This window comes from Azospirillum sp. Marseille-Q6669 (genome assembly GCF_965111635.1).
Window position 1 is genome coordinate 2,392,078 of sequence record NZ_CBCOOP010000001.1, and the last position, 18,445, is coordinate 2,410,522.

19 protein-coding genes are annotated in these 18,445 nt (G+C 69.9%); 6 read left to right on the forward strand and 13 right to left on the reverse strand.

What is annotated here, in order from left to right:
• Positions 1–888 (reverse strand): regulator of G-protein signaling domain-containing protein, encoded by an 888-nt coding sequence (locus ACWPXE_RS10645; protein WP_145623753.1) that lies wholly within the window; start codon positions 886–888, stop codon positions 1–3.
• A 163-nt stretch (positions 889–1,051) separates the two neighbouring features.
• On the reverse strand, positions 1,052–1,528 hold the full coding sequence (gene lysM / locus ACWPXE_RS10650) for a peptidoglycan-binding protein LysM (RefSeq protein ID WP_454017799.1): 477 nt from the start codon (positions 1,526–1,528) through the stop codon (positions 1,052–1,054).
• Positions 1,529–1,737: 209 nt separating this feature from the next.
• Between lysM and ACWPXE_RS10655 the strand changes: the two genes are divergently transcribed.
• The 3 genes from ACWPXE_RS10655 to ACWPXE_RS10665 all read left to right on the forward strand — a co-directional run bounded on the left by ACWPXE_RS10655 (position 1,738) and on the right by ACWPXE_RS10665 (position 4,008).
• The gene (locus ACWPXE_RS10655; protein WP_145700505.1) at positions 1,738–2,718 is read left to right on the forward strand and encodes a S1C family serine protease; all 981 of its coding nucleotides are present in this window, start codon (positions 1,738–1,740) and stop codon (positions 2,716–2,718) included.
• Between the two features lie 61 nt (positions 2,719–2,779).
• Positions 2,780–3,211 carry a PaaI family thioesterase gene (locus ACWPXE_RS10660; protein ID WP_454017800.1) on the forward strand — a complete coding sequence of 144 codons (432 nt, stop codon included), beginning with the start codon at positions 2,780–2,782 and terminating at the stop codon, positions 3,209–3,211.
• Entirely contained in the window at positions 3,208–4,008 is an 801-nt protein-coding gene (locus tag ACWPXE_RS10665) for an oxepin-CoA hydrolase, alternative type (RefSeq protein ID WP_454017801.1), read from the forward strand. Before ACWPXE_RS10660 ends, ACWPXE_RS10665 begins: the two co-directional genes overlap by 4 nt.
• 79 nt (positions 4,009–4,087) lie before the next feature.
• Here the strand turns inward: ACWPXE_RS10665 and gndA are convergent, their stop codons facing one another.
• Both gndA and gntR read right to left on the reverse strand, forming a co-directional pair.
• Positions 4,088–5,506 (reverse strand): NADP-dependent phosphogluconate dehydrogenase, encoded by a 1,419-nt coding sequence (gene gndA, locus ACWPXE_RS10670; protein WP_454017802.1) that lies wholly within the window; start codon positions 5,504–5,506, stop codon positions 4,088–4,090.
• 64 nt (positions 5,507–5,570) lie between these two features.
• Complete coding sequence (gene gntR, locus ACWPXE_RS10675) at positions 5,571–6,629, reverse strand: HTH-type transcriptional regulator GntR (protein WP_454017803.1); 1,059 nt, start codon at positions 6,627–6,629, stop codon at positions 5,571–5,573.
• Positions 6,630–6,795: 166 nt separating this feature from the next.
• On the opposite strand from gntR, the gene ACWPXE_RS10680 reads away from it, so the two are divergent.
• Both ACWPXE_RS10680 and edd read left to right on the forward strand, forming a co-directional pair.
• Positions 6,796–7,299 (forward strand): gluconokinase, encoded by a 504-nt coding sequence (locus ACWPXE_RS10680; RefSeq protein ID WP_454017804.1) that lies wholly within the window; start codon positions 6,796–6,798, stop codon positions 7,297–7,299.
• A gap of 31 nt (positions 7,300–7,330) precedes the next feature.
• Positions 7,331–9,130, forward strand: a complete 1,800-nt coding sequence (gene edd, locus ACWPXE_RS10685; RefSeq protein ID WP_454017926.1) for a phosphogluconate dehydratase — start codon at positions 7,331–7,333, stop codon at positions 9,128–9,130.
• A 162-nt stretch (positions 9,131–9,292) separates the two neighbouring features.
• Here the strand turns inward: edd and ACWPXE_RS10690 are convergent, their stop codons facing one another.
• From ACWPXE_RS10690 to ACWPXE_RS10720, 7 genes are all read right to left on the reverse strand, one after another.
• Complete coding sequence (locus ACWPXE_RS10690) at positions 9,293–10,057, reverse strand: 2-keto-4-pentenoate hydratase (protein WP_454017805.1); 765 nt, start codon at positions 10,055–10,057, stop codon at positions 9,293–9,295.
• Between the two features lie 27 nt (positions 10,058–10,084).
• Positions 10,085–11,137 (reverse strand): LacI family DNA-binding transcriptional regulator, encoded by a 1,053-nt coding sequence (locus tag ACWPXE_RS10695; protein ID WP_454017806.1) that lies wholly within the window; start codon positions 11,135–11,137, stop codon positions 10,085–10,087.
• Between the two features lie 12 nt (positions 11,138–11,149).
• On the reverse strand, positions 11,150–12,088 hold the full coding sequence (locus tag ACWPXE_RS10700) for a 2-hydroxyacid dehydrogenase (RefSeq protein WP_454017807.1): 939 nt from the start codon (positions 12,086–12,088) through the stop codon (positions 11,150–11,152).
• Positions 12,089–12,114: 26 nt separating this feature from the next.
• Positions 12,115–12,903: an amino acid ABC transporter ATP-binding protein gene (locus ACWPXE_RS10705; protein WP_059399204.1), complete on the reverse strand. Its 789-nt coding sequence runs from the start codon at positions 12,901–12,903 to the stop codon at positions 12,115–12,117.
• A 64-nt stretch (positions 12,904–12,967) separates the two neighbouring features.
• Positions 12,968–13,768, reverse strand: coding sequence for a transporter substrate-binding domain-containing protein (locus ACWPXE_RS10710; RefSeq protein WP_109070440.1), 801 nt, complete (start codon positions 13,766–13,768; stop codon positions 12,968–12,970).
• A gap of 33 nt (positions 13,769–13,801) precedes the next feature.
• Positions 13,802–14,455 carry an amino acid ABC transporter permease gene (locus ACWPXE_RS10715; RefSeq protein WP_454017808.1) on the reverse strand — a complete coding sequence of 218 codons (654 nt, stop codon included), beginning with the start codon at positions 14,453–14,455 and terminating at the stop codon, positions 13,802–13,804.
• 14 nt (positions 14,456–14,469) lie between these two features.
• Complete coding sequence (locus ACWPXE_RS10720; protein WP_454017809.1) at positions 14,470–15,144, reverse strand: amino acid ABC transporter permease; 675 nt, start codon at positions 15,142–15,144, stop codon at positions 14,470–14,472.
• Between the two features lie 385 nt (positions 15,145–15,529).
• Here ACWPXE_RS10720 and ACWPXE_RS10725 point away from each other — a divergent pair, with 385 nt between their 5' ends.
• Positions 15,530–16,780, forward strand: a complete 1,251-nt coding sequence (locus ACWPXE_RS10725; protein ID WP_454017810.1) for a molybdopterin molybdotransferase MoeA — start codon at positions 15,530–15,532, stop codon at positions 16,778–16,780.
• Positions 16,781–16,832: 52 nt separating this feature from the next.
• Here the strand turns inward: ACWPXE_RS10725 and ACWPXE_RS10730 are convergent, their stop codons facing one another.
• Positions 16,833–17,159, reverse strand: coding sequence for a DUF1244 domain-containing protein (locus ACWPXE_RS10730; protein WP_454017811.1), 327 nt, complete (start codon positions 17,157–17,159; stop codon positions 16,833–16,835).
• 11 nt (positions 17,160–17,170) lie between these two features.
• Positions 17,171–18,409: a DUF2478 domain-containing protein gene (locus ACWPXE_RS10735; RefSeq protein ID WP_454017812.1), complete on the reverse strand. Its 1,239-nt coding sequence runs from the start codon at positions 18,407–18,409 to the stop codon at positions 17,171–17,173.
• Between the last annotated feature and the right edge of the window lie 36 nt (positions 18,410–18,445).

Consider the following 18,445-nt stretch of genomic DNA (forward strand, 5'->3'; position numbering starts at 1 on the left):
TCACTTGTAGCCGAGCTTGCGCAGGGCCGGCTCATCAAGGGCCTGCGCCCGCGTCAGAGTGTTCCCACTGACGACGATCCGAATATGGGTCTGGATGTCCTTCAGGACGCCCACATAGGCACCGTTGCCGATCCCATTGGAGAAATCGGTGCGCTGCTGGCCCGTGATGTTCAGGCTTTTCGCGCCGTTCGGGTCGATGAACAGGTTGTAGAGCTTCAGCGCGCCCCGCTGGTCGACGCCCTTGCGCGTGATCGACAGGAACTCGACGTTCTCGTCGGTTTGCTCCGTTTTGGCGTAGGCGTGCAGCAGAAGCGTCAGCTTGCTGCTTTTCAGGATGTCGTCGATGTCCTTGCCTTCGAAGGGGTTCACGAATTGGCCGCCATTGGTTTGCTGCGCCGCCTTTGCAGCGGCCTTGCGCTGCTTTTCATGGGCCGCCTCGTCCTTGGCCAAGCGGGTCTTGATGTCCTTGTGGTCCTTGTCAATGGCGTCCTCGAGGGCCTTCACCAGCTTCGCCGTGACGCCCGGCACCGCCTTGGTAGCGGCCAAGGCCTTCTTCGCCACCGCGTCCTTCGGGTTCGCCTTCGCCAGGGCGCCGAGATCCTTGGAGGCTGCGGCTGCCAGCGTGTTGAGCATCTTCATCTTGCGGAACACGCGGGCGATGGCGTTGTCCACCTCGCTCTCATAGACGTGGATGGTGTCCTCGTCCAACGGCTCAGGCTTGGTGAGGGCGAGCAGCATCACCTTGTGCCACGTGATCGAGTTGAACGCCTTCTCCGCGTCAGCCATCCCGGCCAGCAGATCCGCGCATTCCTGCCGGGTCCGGTACGTCCCCAGGCTGGCCGTCGCCACGCGCGGAATGAGTTCGTCCGGGTATCCGATGATCTTCATAGCCTGCTCCTCCCTGCCGGTTAGTGGCGGGAAGCCTGCCGGAGCGGCTTGGGCGGAGCAATTCGAGATCGGTCGGAATGACGGGAGACTCCGGCGCGATCTGCACCTTTGCGGACCGATCCCGCGGCGGGGTCGCTTCCCCTCGCCGCGAGACGGTGCCGCGTCACTGCGGCGGGATGCGCAGGACCTGACCGGGATAGATCTTGTTCGGGTCCTTCAGCATCGGCTTGTTCGCCTCGAAGATGGCGTTGTAGCGGTTGGGGTCGCCGTAGACCTTCTTGGCGATGGCGGACAGGGTGTCGCCCTTCTCCACCGTGTGGAACTGCGTCTGGCTGGCCGGCTGCTCGGTCGGCTGGTCCGGGCCGCCCGCGCCTTGGTCCTTGGCGATGACGGCGGTCTGGTCGTCCACCCGTGACACGCCCTTCACGTTGCCGAGCGCCACCGCGATCTTCTCCTTCTCCTCCTGCGAGGCGGCGCTGCCGCGCACGGTCACCGTGTCGTCGGCGACCTGGATGTCCAGCCCATTGGTCGGCAGGCCGACCTGCGTCAGGTGGGATTTCAGCTCGTCGGCGGTCGGAGTGTCCGCGGCACCGACCTTTTCGCCGTGATCGCGGCGGAAGAAATCGAACAGGCCCATCATGTCCTCCCTCGGTTGTCGCCTTGGTGAAGCGATCCCGGACAACATCACTGCGGCTCGCTGGTTTCACGCGCGGAGGAGGGGGGTAGGAACGCCGGGCTTAGCAGGTGCGTTCGACTTCCCAAATAAGGCCATGGAGCCCAGATAACGTCATAGAGAATCACGCCGAAAGGGGAGAGGATCATACCGCCCCCTGCGCAAAGGAGCCGCCGATGAACCCGTCCGACGACTGGCGGATTCCGCCGCAATTCCAGCCCGACCCGGATGATCTGGCCTATGATCTGGACCGGGCGCTGTCCGCCGTGGTCGGGCTGCGGGCCAGCGTTCCTGAAGACGCCTACACCGCCGGCGTGCTGGGCACGGAGCGCGCCGGGCAGGGCGCCGTCATCCGCGAGGACGGGCTGGTCCTGACCATTGGCTATCTGATCGCGGAGGCCGAGGATATCTGGCTGACCACCAACGATGGACGGGCGGTGCAGGCGCATGTCGTCGCCTATGACCACACCAGCGGCTTCGGGCTGGTGCAGGCGCTGTCGCCGCTGGGCGTGCCGGCGCTGATGCTCGGCTCGTCGCGCCATGTGCAGTTGGGCGACCCGGTGGTGGTGGCCGGGGCCGGCGGGCGCGAGCGCTCCATCACCGCGCGGGTGGTCGCCCGACAGGAGTTCGCCGGCTACTGGGAATACATGATCGACGACGCCCTGTTCACCCTGCCGGCCCATCCCAACTGGGGCGGCACGGCGATGCTGGGGGCGGGGGGCGAACTGCTGGGCATCGGTTCACTCCAGCTCCAGTACCGGGCGCCGGAGGAGCGCGTCCTGCCGCTGAACATGAACGTGCCTATCGACCTGCTGAAGCCGATCCTGGACGACCTGATGACCCGCGGAAAAGTCGCCGGCCCGCCGCGCCCATGGCTCGGCCTCTACGCGACGCAGGACGAGCGGGAGCGGGTGGTGCTGGTCGGTCTGGCCGGCGACGGACCGGCGCAGCGGGCGGAGCTGCGGGCCGGCGACGTGGTGCGCGCGGTGGCCGGGCAGCCGGTGGGCTCTCTGGCCGACTTCTACAGGGCCCTGTGGAATCTCGGCCCGGCGGGGGTCGACGTGCCGCTGACCATGGAGCGGGAAGGCGACGTGTTCGACATGCGTGTCGGATCCAGCGACCGCGAGCGTTTTTTGAAGGCGGCGCGGCGGCACTGACAGGCGGAACTGTGCGACACTGGCGCTCCAGAACCAAGAAGACGGGTTGGAGAGCGCTTTTATGGACGACTTGATGAAGGGGGAACCGGCCTCCGGCTTCCAGACCCTGCTCGGCTACACGCTGGTGCGCTGGGAGGACGGCGTGGCGGAGGTGGAACTGACCATCGCTCCGCAGCACCGCAACCGGGGCGGCGTCCTGCACGGCGGTGCGCTGATGACCCTGCTCGACACCGCCATGGGATTCGCGGCGACCCACTGCGCGGTGCCCGGCCATTCGCGCCGGGTGGTCACGCTGTCGCTGTCCTCCAGCTTCCTGGGCGCGGTGGCGGAGGGCACGGTGGTGGCCCGCGGCACGCTGCTGGGCGGCGGACGCAAGATCGTCGGCTGCCGGGGCGAGGTGCGGCGCAAGGACGACGGCGCGCTTCTGGCGTCCGCCGAGGGAATGTTCAAATATGCCCCCGGAAGCGAAAATCCGGAGGGAACGCCCCGATGACCAACACGAACGATAAGAAGACCGGCCTGGACATCGCGCAGGACGGCCGTGTCCTGCGCCTGACCATCAACGACCCGGCCACCCGCAACTCGATCGGCCCGGCGCTGATGGAGGCGGCCCGCGCCGTCTTCGACGCGGCGGCGGTGGACGCAAGCGTCGGGGCCGTGGTGCTGACCGGCGCCGAGGGGGCCTTCTGCTCCGGCGGCAATCTGAAATGGCTGAAGGAGGCGCGGGGCGGCGACCGCGAGTCGGTGCGGGCGGGGGTGGAGAGCTTCCACGCCATGATCCGCAGCCTGCGCGCCTGCCCCAAGCCGGTGATCGCCGCGGTCGAGGGGCCGGCGGGCGGGGCGGGCTTCCCGCTGGCGCTGGCCTGCGACCTGATCGTCGCGGCGGAGGATGCGGTCTTCACCCTGTCCTACATCAAGGTCGCGCTGACCTCCGACGGCGGCGGCACGGCGTCGCTGGCCCGCGCGCTGCCGCCGCAGCTCGCCGCGGAAATCCTGTTCGAGGGCGGGCGCGTCGGGGCGCCGCGTCTGGCGCAGCTCGGCATAATCAACCGGCTGACCGCCCCCGGCGGTGCGCTGGTCGAGGCGACCGCCTGGGCGGAGCGGCTGGCCGCCGGCCCGACCGCCGCGCTGGGCCGCGCCAAGGGGCTGCTGGAGGTGGCTTACGGCGGGCTGGCGGATCAGCTCGACCGAGAGCGCGACGCCTTCGTGGAGTCGCTGTTCAACGACGAGGCCGGGGAGGGCGTGACCGCCTTCTTCGAGAAGCGGGCGCCGGTGTTTTCGAAGGGGTGAGTGGTCGCGCTGGTGCCCCCTCCCTAACCCTCCCCTGCGATAGCGGGGGAGGGCCGGGGTGGGCGCCCGTGCCGCAGCCTCAGACCCCCTTCCACTCCGTGTGCACCATGCCCGGACGGTCCGTGCGTTCATAGCCGTGGGCGCCGAAATAGTCGCGCTGGGCCTGGATCATGTTGGCCCACAGCCGGCCGCTGCGGTAGCCGTCCCAGTAGGACAGGGCCGAGGCCATCGCCGGCACCGGCACCGCGGCCAGCGTTGCGGCGGCCACCATGCGGCGGAAGCCGGCGTCGCCGCGGGTCATCAGGCCGGCGATGTCGGGGTCCAGCATCAGGTTCGGCAGTTCCGGCGCGCGGTTCAGCGCGGTCAGGATGCGGTCGAGCAGACGGGCGCGGATGATGCAGCCGCCGCGCCAGATGCGCGCCACCGCCGCCAGATCGACGTCCCAGCCGAATTGCCGGCTGCCCGCGGCGATGACCGCGAAGCCCTGGGCGTAGACCGCGATCCGCCCGCTGAGCAACGCGTCGCCGACCGACGCGACCAGATCCTCCTTGGAGGGAACGTGCGGGATGGCCAGCGCCTCGGCGGCGCGCACGCGCTCGTCCTTCAGGGCGGACAGGCAGCGGGCGTGCACCGCCTCGGCGATGGTCGGGGCGGGCATGCCCAGCTCCAGCGCGGTGGTCGCCGCCCAGTGGCCGGTGCCCTTCTGGCCGGCGGCGTCGCGGATCACCTCAAGGATCGGAGCGCCGGTCTCGCCGTCCTTGGTGCGCAGGATGTCGGTGGTGATCTCCATCAGGTAGGAGGCCAGCTCCCCGCCGTTCCATTCCGCGAAGATGTCCGCCAGACGCTCGTAGGAGCAGCCGCCGATCTCGCGCAGAAGATGATACGCCTCGGCGATCAGCTGCATGTCGGCGTATTCGATCCCGTTGTGGATCATCTTGACGAAATGGCCCGCCCCCTCCGGCCCGACGCGGGCGAAGCAGGACTCGCCGTCCGGCGCGCGGGCGGCGATGGCGGCCAGCAGCGGGGCAACGGGGGCCAGCGCTTCGGCGTCGCCGCCGGCCATCAGGGCGGGACCGCGCCGCGCGCCTTCCTCGCCGCCCGACACGCCCAACCCGACGAAGCGCACGCCCGCCGCGGCGGCGAGTGCCGCGCGGCGGTTGGTGTCGCGGAAATGGGAGTTGCCGCCGTCGATCAGCACATCGCCCGGCGACAGGCGGGGCAGCAGGGCGGCCGTCAGCTCGTCCACCGGGGCGCCGGCGGGCACCATCATCAGGATCGTCCGAGGCGCCTTGAGCGCGCCCAACAGTTCCTCCACCGACGCGCAGGGGACGGCGTTGCCCACCTGGGCGGCGAAGGCGCCGCGGCGTCCCTCGTCCAGGTCGTAGCCCGCCACCACGGCCCCATGGTCGGCCAGATTGGCGGCGAGGTTGCGCCCCATCACGCCCAGGCCGAGGACAGCGATATCCGCTCCGGTCCTGGTCGAGTTGCCCTGCACCATTACGACGAACTCCCGTACATTCTCTTTGACGAAACCCCGCGGCGCGGGGGTCGGTTTCGGTCTCTCAAGTGGTCTCGCGCACCATCAGGCGAAAGCCCAGATCCACGCGGCGCGGATTTTCCCGGCTTTTCGGTGTCCGGTCCGCCATGCCCGCGATCAGCAGGCGGGCCGCCTCCACGCCGATGGCGCGGCGGGGGGTGGCGACGGTGGTCAGCGGCGGGACGGTCCAGGCCGCCCCAGCCAGATCGTTGAAGCCGGCGACGGCCAGCCGCTCCGGCACCGGAATGCCGAGCCGCGCGCATTGGAACAGCGCGCCCTGCGCCAGATCGTCGTTGCACAGGAACAACGCGTCGGTGTCCGGGTGGGTGGCCAGCGTGCGTTCCAGCAGCTCCGCGCCCAGCGCGACGGAGGTGGCGTCCGGCACCATCAGCTCCAAGGCGGGGTCGTGCCGTCCGGCGTCGCGCAGCGCTTGCCGCCAGCCGTCGCAGCGCTGGCGCGTCCGCGGGTCGAGCTGCCCGGCGATCAACCCGATCCGCCGCCGCCCCCGCGCGGCCAAATGCGCGCCGACGGCGTAGCCGGCGTCGAACTGCGAGAAGCCGACCGTCTGCACCGGGCAATCGCTGTGTTCAACCTCCGCGGCCAGATCCATGGTGTGGACGACCGGGATCGTGAGGCCGCGCAGCAAATCCCAGGTGCCCGGCGTGTGGTCGAGCCCGCTCAGGATCACCCCGTCCGGATCGTGGGCGAGCTGGGTGCGCAGGACGCGCTCCTCCGCCTCCGGGCCGTAGCCGGTGATGCCGACCAGCGGCTGGTAGCCTTGCGGGCTCAGCGTCTCCTGCACGCCGGCCAGCAGGTCGATGAAGACGGCGTTGGTCAGGGAGGGGATCAGCACCGCCACCGTCATCGTTCGCGCCGAGGCCAGCGCCGACGCCACGCGGCTGGGCACGAAGCCCAGGCGGCGGCTCGCCTCCTCGACGCGGGCGCGCACCTCCTCGCTGACCGTGTCGGGCCGGCGCAGGGCGCGGGACACGGTCATGGCGCTGACCCCGGCGGCGGCGGCGACGTCGGCCATGGTGGCGCGCCCGCTGCGCGAGGATCGGGGTTTGCGGGGGGTGGCGGTCATCAGCGTTCCAGTTGTCCGGCGGCCATTATCCCGCGCCGGATTGGGCTTTACAAGCCTCGTTTGTTAGCGGTAACATGCGCATCTCTCCCCAGCCATTTTGTTTCGAGGACCGACCAGCATGAGCGCTCTTCCGTCTCCCGATGTTACCGCTAACATAAGCGAGGCCGTGGACGCGATCGTGGTGATGGGCGTGGCGGGCTGCGGCAAGACCTCGGTGGGGGAGGAACTGGCCCGGCGGCTCGGCTGGCAGTTCCTGGAGGGCGACGGCTTCCACCCGCCGGAGAACATCGCGAAGATGTCCGCCGGCATCCCGCTTCAGGACGAGGACCGCTGGGGCTGGCTGGACACCATCGCCGCCCACATCGCCCTGGCGCGGGAGGCGAAGGCACCGATCGTCGTCTCCTGCTCCGCGCTGAAGCGGCGCTACCGCGACCGGCTGAGCGCCGGCGGGACGCGCGTCCTGTTTGTCCATCTCGACGGCAGCCGGGACACCATCCACGCCCGCATGGCGCTGCGCGCCGGCCATTTCATGCCGACCACCCTGCTCGACAGCCAGTTTGCGGCGCTGGAGCCGCTGGAGGCCGGAGAACTCGGCATCGTCTGCGACATCGACGCCAGCCCGGCGGAGATCGCCGCCCGCGTGTCCTCCCAGATCGCTTCCGCCGCCTGAACAATCCGCCGTCTGGAAGGACCGCGCCATGATGAGTCTTCATCCCGTCCTCGACGCCGTCACCCGCCGCATCCGAGAGCGAAGCCAGCCCACCCGCGCCGCCTATCTGGAGCGGCTGCGCGCCGCCGCGGCGCAGGGGCCGCGCCGCTTGGCGCTGGGCTGCGCCAACCGGGCGCACGGCTTCGCCGGCTGCACCGCGGCGGAGGACAAGGCGGCGCTGCGCGGCGGCTCCACCCCGGCCATCGGCATCGTCACCTCCTACAACGACATGCTGTCCGCCCATCAGCCCTACGAGGACTACCCGGAGCGTCTCAAGGCGGCGGTGCGGGCGGCGGGCGGCGTGGCGCAGGTGGCGGGCGGCGTGCCGGCCATGTGCGACGGCGTCACCCAGGGTGAGCCGGGGATGGAATTGTCGCTGTTCTCGCGCGAGGTCATCGCCATGGGGACGGCGGTCGCCCTGTCGCACGGCACCTTCGACGGGGTGCTGTGCCTCGGCGTCTGCGACAAGATCGTTCCGGGTCTGCTGATCGGCGCGCTGTCCTTCGGCCATCTGCCCACCGTCTTCGTGCCCGCCGGGCCGATGCCCTCCGGCCTGCCCAACAAGGAGAAGGGGCGCATCCGCCAGCTCTACGCGGAAGGCAAGCTGGACAAGGACGCGCTGCTGGAGGCGGAGGCCGCGTCCTATCACGCGCCGGGTACCTGCACCTTCTACGGCACCGCCAATTCGAACCAGATGCTGGTCGAGATGATGGGGCTGCACCTGCCGGGGGCGAGCTTTGCCAACCCCGGCACGGCGCTGCGCGACGCGCTGACCGACGCGGCGGCGCGGCGGGTGGTCGCCCTGCGCACGCCCATCGGCGAGATCGTCGACGAGCGCGCCATCGTCAACGCGGTGGTCGGGCTGCTGGCGACCGGCGGCTCGACCAACCACACGCTGCATCTGCCGGCGATCGCGGCGGCGGCGGGGATTGCCCTGACCTGGGAGGATTTCGCCGAGCTGTCGGCGGTGGTGCCGCTGCTCGCCCGCGTCTACCCGAACGGCAGCGCCGACGTGAACCATTTCGAGGCGGCGGGCGGCATGGCCTTCCTGATCGGGGAACTGGCCGACGCCGGGCTTCTGCACGGCGACGCCGCCACCGTGTGGGAGGACGACAGCATCGCCGCCTACCGCCGCCCGCTGCGGCTGGAGGGGAGTGAACTGGTGCGCGGCGCGGCGGTCCGGGAGAGCGCCGACCCCGCTGTGCTGGCTCCGGTGTCGTCGCCCATGGCGGCGGAGGGCGGGCTGCGCGTGCTGAGCGGGCCGCTGGGCCGCGCGGTGGTGAAGGTCTCCGCCGTGAAGCCGGACCATCGCGTGATCGAGGCGCCGGCCCGCGTCTTCGCCGACCAGGAGTCGGTGCAGACCGCCTTCCGCCGTGGTGAGTTGCACTGCGACGTGGTCGTGGTGGTGCGCTTCCAGGGTCCGAAGGCCAACGGCATGCCGGAACTGCACAAGCTGACGCCGCCGCTGGGCGTGCTTCAGGATCTCGGCTACCGGGTGGCGCTGGTCACGGACGGGCGGATGTCCGGTGCCTCGGGCAAGGTCCCGGCGGCGATCCACGTCACGCCGGAGGCCGCGGCTGGCGGTCCGCTGGGGCGGGTGCGGGATGGCGACATGCTGCGGCTGGACACCGAGCGCGGCACGCTGGAGGTGCTGGTGGACGACGCGGCGTGGTCCGCCCGCCCGCTGGCGGATGCGCCGGCGGATGGCGGCGTCGGCTGCGGGCGGGAGCTGTTCGGCGTGTTCCGCCGGGCGGTCGGCAGCGCCGAGGCCGGGGCGTCGGTGTTCGGGTGAATGTTTCCCTCTCCCCTCCGGGGAGAGGGTTAGGGTGAGGGGGGTGCGCTTGTGCCGGACGGTACCGCCATGCGCAACTCCCTCACCGGCCCTCCGGGCCACCCTCTCCCCAGAGGGGAGAGGGTTGTAAAAGCTGCCCTGGTGGGCGCCAGGGCAGTCCGATCACTTCACGGTCAGCTCGTAGGTGCCCATCGTCCCGTACACGGCGACCGACGTGCTGCCCGCCGGGACCATGACGGTGCCGACGTGCGAGCCGGTGGTCACCACGTCGCCGGCCTTCAGGCCGCCCAGGCTGACCGCGCCGGTGTTGGCCATCCACACCAGAAGGCGCACCGGCTCGCCCGCCGAATTGCCGGCGACCGTGTCGGCCTTCGTCTCGCCGTCGACCACCAGGGCCACCCGCTCCTTCAGCGGCTCCAGCGAGCGCCAGTCGGCGATGGCCGGGCCGACGACCAGGGCGCCGTGGTTGAACTGGTCGGCCATGTGGCTGAGCCCGTCCTGCGAGCCGAAACCGGCGAAACGCGTGTCGACGATCTCGAAGGCCGGGTGGACGGACCCGACGGCGTCCAGGACCTCCTCGCGGCTGTAGGGCTCGGCGCGGGGCGGCAGGTCCTTGGCGAATGTGTAGGCGATCTCGGCTTCCATGCCGATGACCTGATAGTCCGCGGCGGGAAGCGTCGTGGTGTCGAAGAACAGCGTGTCGGCGTGGATGGGGGCGCGGAACGGCTCCGTGTCCGGCGTGCGGGCGCCGACCTTCCAGGCGACCACTGGGCCGAGGCGGCGGGCCACGGCGTCTTGGATGGCGTAGGCCTCGACCTCGCTGGTCGGGCGGGTCGGCAGGGCGGACAGCCAGTCGCGGCTCTTGCGCGCCTGGATCAGGGCATCGACGGAATCGCGGAATGCGGACTCGTTGATCTCTTCGGACATCGTCTTCGGGCCTTCGCTTTTCTTCGGTTATTGGTGCTTGTCGGGTTGGTCTCTCATGGCGCCGCAGGACTCGCGGATGACCAGCCGGGCGGGCAGGATCACGCGCTCCGGCGCCCCCTGCGGGTCGGCGATGCGGCGCAGCAGCAGGCGGGCGGCCTCCTGCCCGATCTGGCGGGCGGAGGTCGCGACGGTGGTCAGGGCGGGGCGGCTGATCGCCGCTTCGGTCAGGTCGTCGAAACCGGTCACGGCGATGTCCCGTCCTGCCCGCAGACCACGGGCCTCCAGCCCCAGCATCACGCCGAACGCGACGAGGTCGTTGTAGCACAGCATCGCGGTGGGGGGATCGGCAAGATCCATCAGCGGCCCCACCGCGTCCAACCCGCCGCGGCGGGTGGCCGGGCAGCGCACGACGAGGTCCGGGGTCAGGCCATGGCGGCGCAGCGCCGCGGCGAAGCCGACACGGCGCCCGGCGAAGGCGGAGTGGGACAGGTTGCCGCCGACGAAGGCGATGCGGCGATGGCCGATCCGCAGCAGATGCTCGGTCACCATCTCCATCCCGAACTCGTAATCGACCCCGGCGTAATCGCCTTCGCGGGCGGAGATGAAGCGCAGCGCCTGGACGACCGGAAGCTGCCACTGGCGCAGCCGGTCCAGCAGCGCCGGCGACGTGCCAGCGGCGGGGCAGATGATCACCCCGTCCACATTCTGCTCGCGCATGCGCTGGAGGTAGCGGTCCTGCCGCTCCCCCGATTCCGCGGTGTTGGCGAGGAAGGCGACGACCCCCTGCTCACCCAGGACGTCATCCACCCCGGCGGTCAGCTCGCCATAGAAGGAGTTGTTGATCTCGCAGACGAGCAGCCCGACCGTGTCGGTGCGGGCGGCGCGCAGAGTCGCGGCGCCGCGGTTGTAGACGTAGCCCAAGGCCGCGATGGCGGCCTGCACGCGTTCCCGCGTCTCGGCGGCGACCAGCGGGCTGCCGCGCAGGACGAGCGAGACGGTGGACCGCGACACCCCGGCGTGGTGGGCCACCTCCGTCAGGGTGATGCGGGCCGGTCCGCCGCGCTCGTCAAGGATGGTCATTCACGCCGCCATTCAGACGACGGCGGTCGGCAGCGGCTGGCCGGCGAAGAAGGCGGACAGGTTCGCCAGCACCAGATTGCCCATCGCCATGCGCGTTTCCACCGTGGCGCTCGCCTGGTGCGGCTGGAGCACGACGTTGTCCAGGCCGAACAGGGCCTCAGGCGCGTGCGGCTCGTTGGCGAAGACGTCCAGGGCGGCCCCGCCGAGACGCCCGTCGGTCAGGGCGGCGACCAGCTCCGGTTCGTCGACCACGGCGCCGCGGGCGACGTTGACCAGCAGCCCGTCCGGCCCCAGCGCCTCGATCACCGCGCGGTTGACCATGTTGCGGGCGTCCGGCCCGGCCGAGGCGGCGACGATCAGGATGTCGCTCTCCCGCGCCAGATCGACCGGGGAGGCGACGAAGCGGTAGGACACGTCGCTGCGCGGCTTGCGGTTGGTGTAGGCGATGTTCATGCCGAAGCCGGCGGCGCGCTGGGCGATGGCCATCCCGATGCGGCCCAGCCCCAGAATGCCCAGCCGCTTGCCGGTGACCTTGCGGGCCAGCGGCAGCCCGCCGCCCGGCCAGCGCCCGGCGCGCACGAAGCGGTCGCCGACCATCATGCGGCGCGACCCGGCGATCATCAGCCCGATGGCGAGATCGGCCACGTCGTCGGTCAGCACGTCGGGCGTGTTGGTGACGCGGACGCCGCGGCTGGCCGCGTGCTTCAGGTCCACCGCGTCGGTGCCGACGCCGTTGATCGCGACGATCCCCAGGTTGGAGCAGGCGTCCATGATCGCGTTGCTGACGCCCGTGCCGCCGCCGGTGACGACGGCGCGGACGCGCGGCCCCACCTCCGCGACCAGCCGGTCGCGGTCGGGCGCGCCGGCGAGGCGGTGGACGGTGTAGCCCGCGTCCAGCGCCGCCTCGATGTCCGGCATCATGGATTCGATGAGGAGGATCTCCGGCTTCATCAAACGCTGTCCTTAATGGGGAAGACTCAGTGGGTGAGGATCTGGCCGAGGAAGTTGCGGGTCCGCTCGGACCTCGGATTCGTGAAGAACTCGGCGGGGGTGGCCTGCTCGACGATCTCGCCGCGGTCCATGAAGATGACGCGGTCGGCGACCGACTTGGCGAAGCCCATCTCGTGCGTGACGCAGAGCATGGTCATGCCGTCCTCGGCCAAACCGATCATGGTGTCGAGAACCTCCTTGACCATCTCGGGATCCAGCGCGGAGGTCGGCTCGTCGAACAGCATGACCTTGGGATTCATGCACAGCGAGCGGGCGATGGCGACGCGCTGCTGCTGCCCGCCGGAGAGCTGGCCGGGATATTTGTCCGCCTGCTCCGGGATGCGCACGCGGGCCAGATATTTCATGGCGATGTCGCGCGCTTCCTGCTTGGAGGTGCCGCGCACCCGCATGGGCGCCAGCATGCAGTTCTCGACCACGGTCAGGTGCGGGAACAGGTTGAACTGCTGGAACACCATCCCGACGTCGCGCCGCACCTGATCGAGGTGGCGGTGGTGAGCGTCGATCGTGACGCCGTTGACGGTGATCGTGCCCTTCTGATGCTTCTCAAGCTGGTTGATGCAGCGGATCAGCGTGGACTTGCCGGAGCCCGAGGGGCCGCAGATGACGATCCGCTCGCCCTTGTGGACCTCCAGCTCGATGTCCTTCAGCACATGGAAGCTGTCGTACCATTTCTGGACGCCGGCCATCCGGATGACGACCTCGCCGCTGACCGGCCGCGGCGCGGGGACGTCCGTCGTATCGTAAGCCGAGGCCATGGGGGACTCCTCCTTTATCCAAACCCTCTCCCCTCCGGGGAGAGGGGAGAGGGAATGTGGGACGTTACGACTTGGTCAGCGGGGGCAGGTCGGTGCCAAGCCACTTCTTGTGGACCTCGTTCAGCTCGCCGTTCGCCTTCGCGGTCTCGATGAACTCGTTGACCCACTTCAGCAGGGCATCCTGGCCCTTGCGCATGGCGATGCCCTGGACCTGACGGTTCAGCACGAACTTCATCTCGTAGTTGGCCTGCGGGGCCAGCTTCTTGATCTCCTTGGTGACCACGTTGCTGAGGCCCAGCGCGTCCACCTGACCGGACAGCATGGCCTGAACGGCGCTGGCGTCATCGTCGAAGCGCATGATGCGCGCGTCCTTCGGGGCGACGGCGGTCAGGGCGTTGTCCTGGGTGCTGGCGCGGGCGACGCCGACGCGCTTGCCGGACAGCTCCGCGGCCTCCTTGATCTTGGTGTTGGCCGGGGCGACCAGACCGATCTCGATGGCGGCGTAGGGCTCGGAGAACTGCACCTGCTCGGCGCGGGCCGGGGTGATGCCCAGCGAGGCGACCAGCAGATCGACCTTGTTGGTCAGCAGGTAGGGGATGCGGTTCGGGCCGGTGACCGGAACGATCTCCACCGGGACGCCCATGTGCTTGCCCAGCAGCTTGGCAACGTCGGCGTCGTAGCCGTCCGGCTTGCCGTCGGCGGTGGTGATGCCGAAGGGCGGGAAGTCCACCAGCATGCCGATGGTCAGCTTGCCCTTCGACTTGATCTCGTCGACGGTCTGGGCGGCGGCCGGAGCGGCCAGGGCGACGGCAGCAGCCATCATGGCGCCGGCGACGGCGAGGCGGCGGGTGATCGACAGGGTCATTGGGGTTTCCTCACGGTTCTTATGAAAACAGGGTCAGCGGGTGGCGAGGGCGTAGCGCCGCTCCAGACGGGCGCTGAGCAGCGACAGCGGCCAGCACATCAGGAAGTAGAGCACCGCCACGATCCCGAACACCAGGAAGGGCTGGAAGGTGGCGTTGTTGACGATCTGCCCGGCGCGGGTCAGCTCGGTGAAGCCGATGATGGCGGCCAGCGACGTGCTCTTGATGAGCTGCACCAGGAAGCCCACGGTCGGCGGCACCGCGACCTTCACCGCCTGCGGCAGGATCACGTAGCGCATCAGCCCGGGATAGCGCAGGCCGAGCGCCGAGGCGGCCTCCCACTGGCCGCGCGGCACCGCCTGGATGCAGCCCCGCCAGATCTCGCCGAGGAAAGCGCTGGCATTCAGCGTCAGGCCCAGCGCGGCGGCCGCCCAGGGGTTGAGGTCGAGCCCCATCACCGTGGCGCCGAAGAAGACCAGGAAGAGCTGCATCAGCAGCGGCGTGCCCTGGAACAGCTGGATGTAGCCGGTGGCTGCCAGCCGCACCGCCTTGATGTCCGAGGTGCGGGCCAGCGCGATGACCAACCCGACCGTGGCCCCGCCGACGAAGGCGATTGCCGACAGCGCCAGCGTCCATTGCACGGCGCTGAGGAGGAAGAGGAACTCGTTGTAACCGAAGGCGCGGATCATGGTTCGGCCCTCCCTCAGCGCCGGTCGGTGTCGTAGGCGAAGGCCAGCTTGTAGATGCCGGCGAACAGCGCGGAGAACATCATCGCCAGCACCAGATAGATGCCGGTCACAACGATGTAGATTTCGAAGCTGCGGAAGGTCTGCGACTGGATGTTGTTGGCGACCGAGGTCAGTTCGTCCGCCGAGATCGCCGAAACCACGCTGGAGCTGAGCATCAGCAGGATGAACTGGCTGGTCAGCGCGGGGTAGACGGTGCGCAGCGCCGGCTTGATGACGATGTAGCGGAAGACCTGCAGCGGCTTCAGCCCCAGCGCCAGCCCGGCTTCGATCTGGCCCTTTTGGATCGATTCGATGCCGGCCCGGATGATCTCCGTCGCGTAGGCGCCGACATTGACCACCATGGCGATCAGCGCGGCGAGGTCGGGCGACAGGCGGATGCCCATGGTCGGCAGGCCGAAGAAGATCAGGAAGATCTGCACCAGGAAGGGCGTGTTGCGCACCACCTCGATGTAGGCGTTGATGATCCAGCGGATGGGCTTCGGCCCGGACGTCTTGCCGAGCGCGCAGAGTATGGCGACGATCAGGCCGAGAATCATGGCGCCGATCGACAACTGCACGGTCAGCCACGCGCCCTGGAGCAGATAATCCCAGGAATCGACGACCGCCTTGAAATCGAAGGTGTAGTTCACGGGCTTTCCCTCCGCATCCGGACCGGGCGCTGCGCGCGTCCGGTGAACGGTCCCTTGTGCGGGATTCTCGTTGTCGGCCTCTCGTCGTCCGGCGAGCCGTGGCGATGCCTCCGGCGCCGGATGTTGTGAGGAGCCTATTTGGATCGATCCAAATGCGCAAGACGGAAAACACAGCGCTGCGAAATTTGATTCGTGCATCCAACAATCTTCGCGCGAATCCCTGCTCTCGCGCTCCACCGCGATGGTGCGTCCACGAACGGACGCTTGCGCCGCGCCGCGTCTTGACGATGATCAAGGTGGAACATGACCGCGCACCGGACTATCCGGGATGATATGACGCGGTGCCGCCCCGCGAGGGCGGCCCCCAAGGGAGAAGGATTGTCGCATGGACTGCTTCGCCGGCCCCGGCCCCGTTGCCCCCATCCCGCTGGACGAGGCGCTGGCCCGCGTGCAGCGGACCTATGGTGCGGTGACGGAGCCCGAGGAGGTGCTGGTGCGCGCCGCGCTCGGCCGCATCCTGGCGGAACCGGTGGCGGCGACGGTGAACGTGCCGCCGGTCGCCGTCTCGGCGATGGACGGCTGGGGATTCGGCACGGCGGACGGTGCCGAGACAGGCGAATTCCGGCGGCTGACCGTGGTGGGGCGCGTGCCCGCGGGCTCCGTCTTCCCCGGTACGGTCGGGCCGGGCGAGGCGGTGCGCATCTTCACCGGCGCGCCGATTCCGGCGGGGGTGGACACCGTGGCCATGCAGGAGGACTGCCGGGCCGAAGACGGTGCGGTGCTGGTGCCCGCCACCCTCAAGCGCGGCGCCAACATCCGCGACGCCGGGGAGGATATGACGGCTGGGTCGGTCGTGCTGACTCCCGGCCTGCGGCTGCGCGCCCAGGAGGTCGGGCTGGCCGCCGCGGTCGGGCGGTCGAGCCTGTCGGTGCGCAAGCGTCTGCGCGTCGTCCTGTTCTCAACCGGCGACGAGCTGCGCGAGCCGGGGACGGACAAGCCGGAAGGCACCATCTACGACGCCAACCGCTACACGCTGGCCGCCCAGCTCGACGCGCTGGGGGCGGATGTGCGCGACCTCGGCATCCTGCCCGACAAGCCGGACGTGACCCGCGCCGCCCTGGCCGACGCCGCGGCGACCGCCGATCTCGTCGTCACCTCCGGCGGCGCGTCGGTGGGGGAGGAGGATCATGTGAAGGCGGTGGTCGGCGAGCTTGGCTCTGTCGATTTGTGGAAGCTCGCGCTGAAGCCGGGCAAGCCGCTGGCGCTCGGGCGCATCGGGACCACGCCCTTCCTTGGACTGCCGGGCAACCCGGTCTCGGCGATGGTGACCTTCATGCTGGTGGGGCGTCCGCTGGTGCTGCGCCTGTCGGGGGCGAAAAACGCGCCGGCCCCGCGGTGCCTCGTCGTCGCCGGCTTCGACTTCAAGAAGAAGCCGGGTCGTCGCGAGTTCCTGCGCGCCCGTCTGGCGACCGGAGCGGATGGCCGCCCGGTCGCCCACAAGTTTCCCAGTGACAGCTCCGGCGTCCTGACCTCGATGGTCGAGGCGGATGGGCTGGTGGACATGCCGGCGGACGCCACGACGATCCGCGAGGGGGACATGGTGGAGTTCCTGCCCTTCACCGGGCTGTTCGCCTGAGCGCCGGACGCTCCCTCTCTCCCGGGGGACCGGGAGAGAGGGAGGAGAGCCGTTACTTCTTCGGCATGTGGCCGCTGATCTCGGCGTGCAGGGGCTTGGTGTCCTCGAAGGTCTTCTGCTGCTCCGGGGTAGCTTCCTTCTGGTGCTTCGCCTTCCATTCCGAATAGGGCATGCCGTAGACGGCGATGCGGGCCTCCTCGTCGGTCAGCGGCACGTTCCGCTCCTTGGCGGCGGCGGCGTACCATTTGGACAGGCAGTTGCGGCAGAAGCCGGCCAGATTCATCAGGTCGATGTTCTGCACGTCGGTGCGCTTCTGGAGATGCGCGACCAGACCGCGGAACGCGGCGGCTTCCAGCTCGATGCGGGTCTTCTCGTCCATTCCGATCCCTCTCAGTTCTGTTCGTTGTGCAGCGTGACGAAGCGGCCATGGCGGTGGAAGCTCTGGGACGAGCCCCCGGCCAGGATCGCTTCGGCCACGGCGTCGCGGTCCTCCACCACGAAGCCGGCCAGCGCGGCGATGCCGTAGCGGAACAGCCGCGGGGTCAGCGGCGTCCCCGGCCCGACCAGGGCGACGCGGGTTCCCTGCGCCACCGACAGCAGGCGGGGCAGGCTGCGGTTGGTCAGGGTGGATGCGGTGATCGCCGCCCCCTCCGCGCCCGGCAGCAGCCATTCCCCGGCGGCTTCCGGATACTCCCCGTCGCTGGGATTCATTTCGACCACATGTGCGTTGGGCAGGCGACGGGCAATCTGCGGGAAGGCCCCGAAGACGACGACGCGCCCCTCCATCCCGGCGAACAGGTCCAGCCCGTTGGCCGAGGAGCCGGTCAGGTCCGGACGGTTGTAGTGGGCGTTCAGCGCGGCCATGCCGACCGCGGCCTCCTGCGGGTCCCAGGAGCGGGCGGCGTAGGCGGCCAGTTCGGCGAGGCAGACTCCGGCCCAGCGTGCCGGATCAGGCGGTGGCGCCGACTGCGGGCGGGCGGCCAACCCGATGCCGGGTCCCCGGACGCCGTCCGTCTCCACCATGATCCATTTGGCGCCGATGGTGATGGTGCTGACCTCCGCATCCTCCACCCCGTGCAGCAGGTCGTCGTAGAGCCGGTGCGCCCCCCACCAGCGCCACAGCGCGTCCTCGTCCGGCGAGATCAGCGCGGTGAAGCCGCCGGTGAAGCTCTGCCACTCGTTGAGGAAGCGGCTGCCGACGCTGGTCAGCACCGGGATGCCTTCGGCAATGCCGGCCAGCAGCTCGTCCGCCAGCCCTTCGCCATGCGCTTCCAATCCGGCGAACTTGTTGACCACCAGCAGGTCGGCGCGCTCCGCGATGGCGCGGCGCAACGCTTGGCTGGCCTCGGCCACCCCCTGGGGGTCGACGCGGCAGGATTGCGACTGGCGGCCGAGATGCTGGGAAATGTCGTAGGCCTTGCCGGTGGCGACGTCCACCAGCTCCATCAGGTCGGCGCAGTCGCCGGGGGCACCGGTGTTGCGCTGGATCACGCCGCCGACGCGGAAGCCGCGCCGCTGCAATTCCATCACGAACCGGTCGATCATCGCGTCCACGGCGGCGGAGCCGGGGCCATGGACCACCGCGCCGGGACGCAGCGGGGGCGGAACCGCGGGGCGCAGGGTCGGCATGGGGCGGGCTCCTTCAGGAATGGATAACGGCCGGGG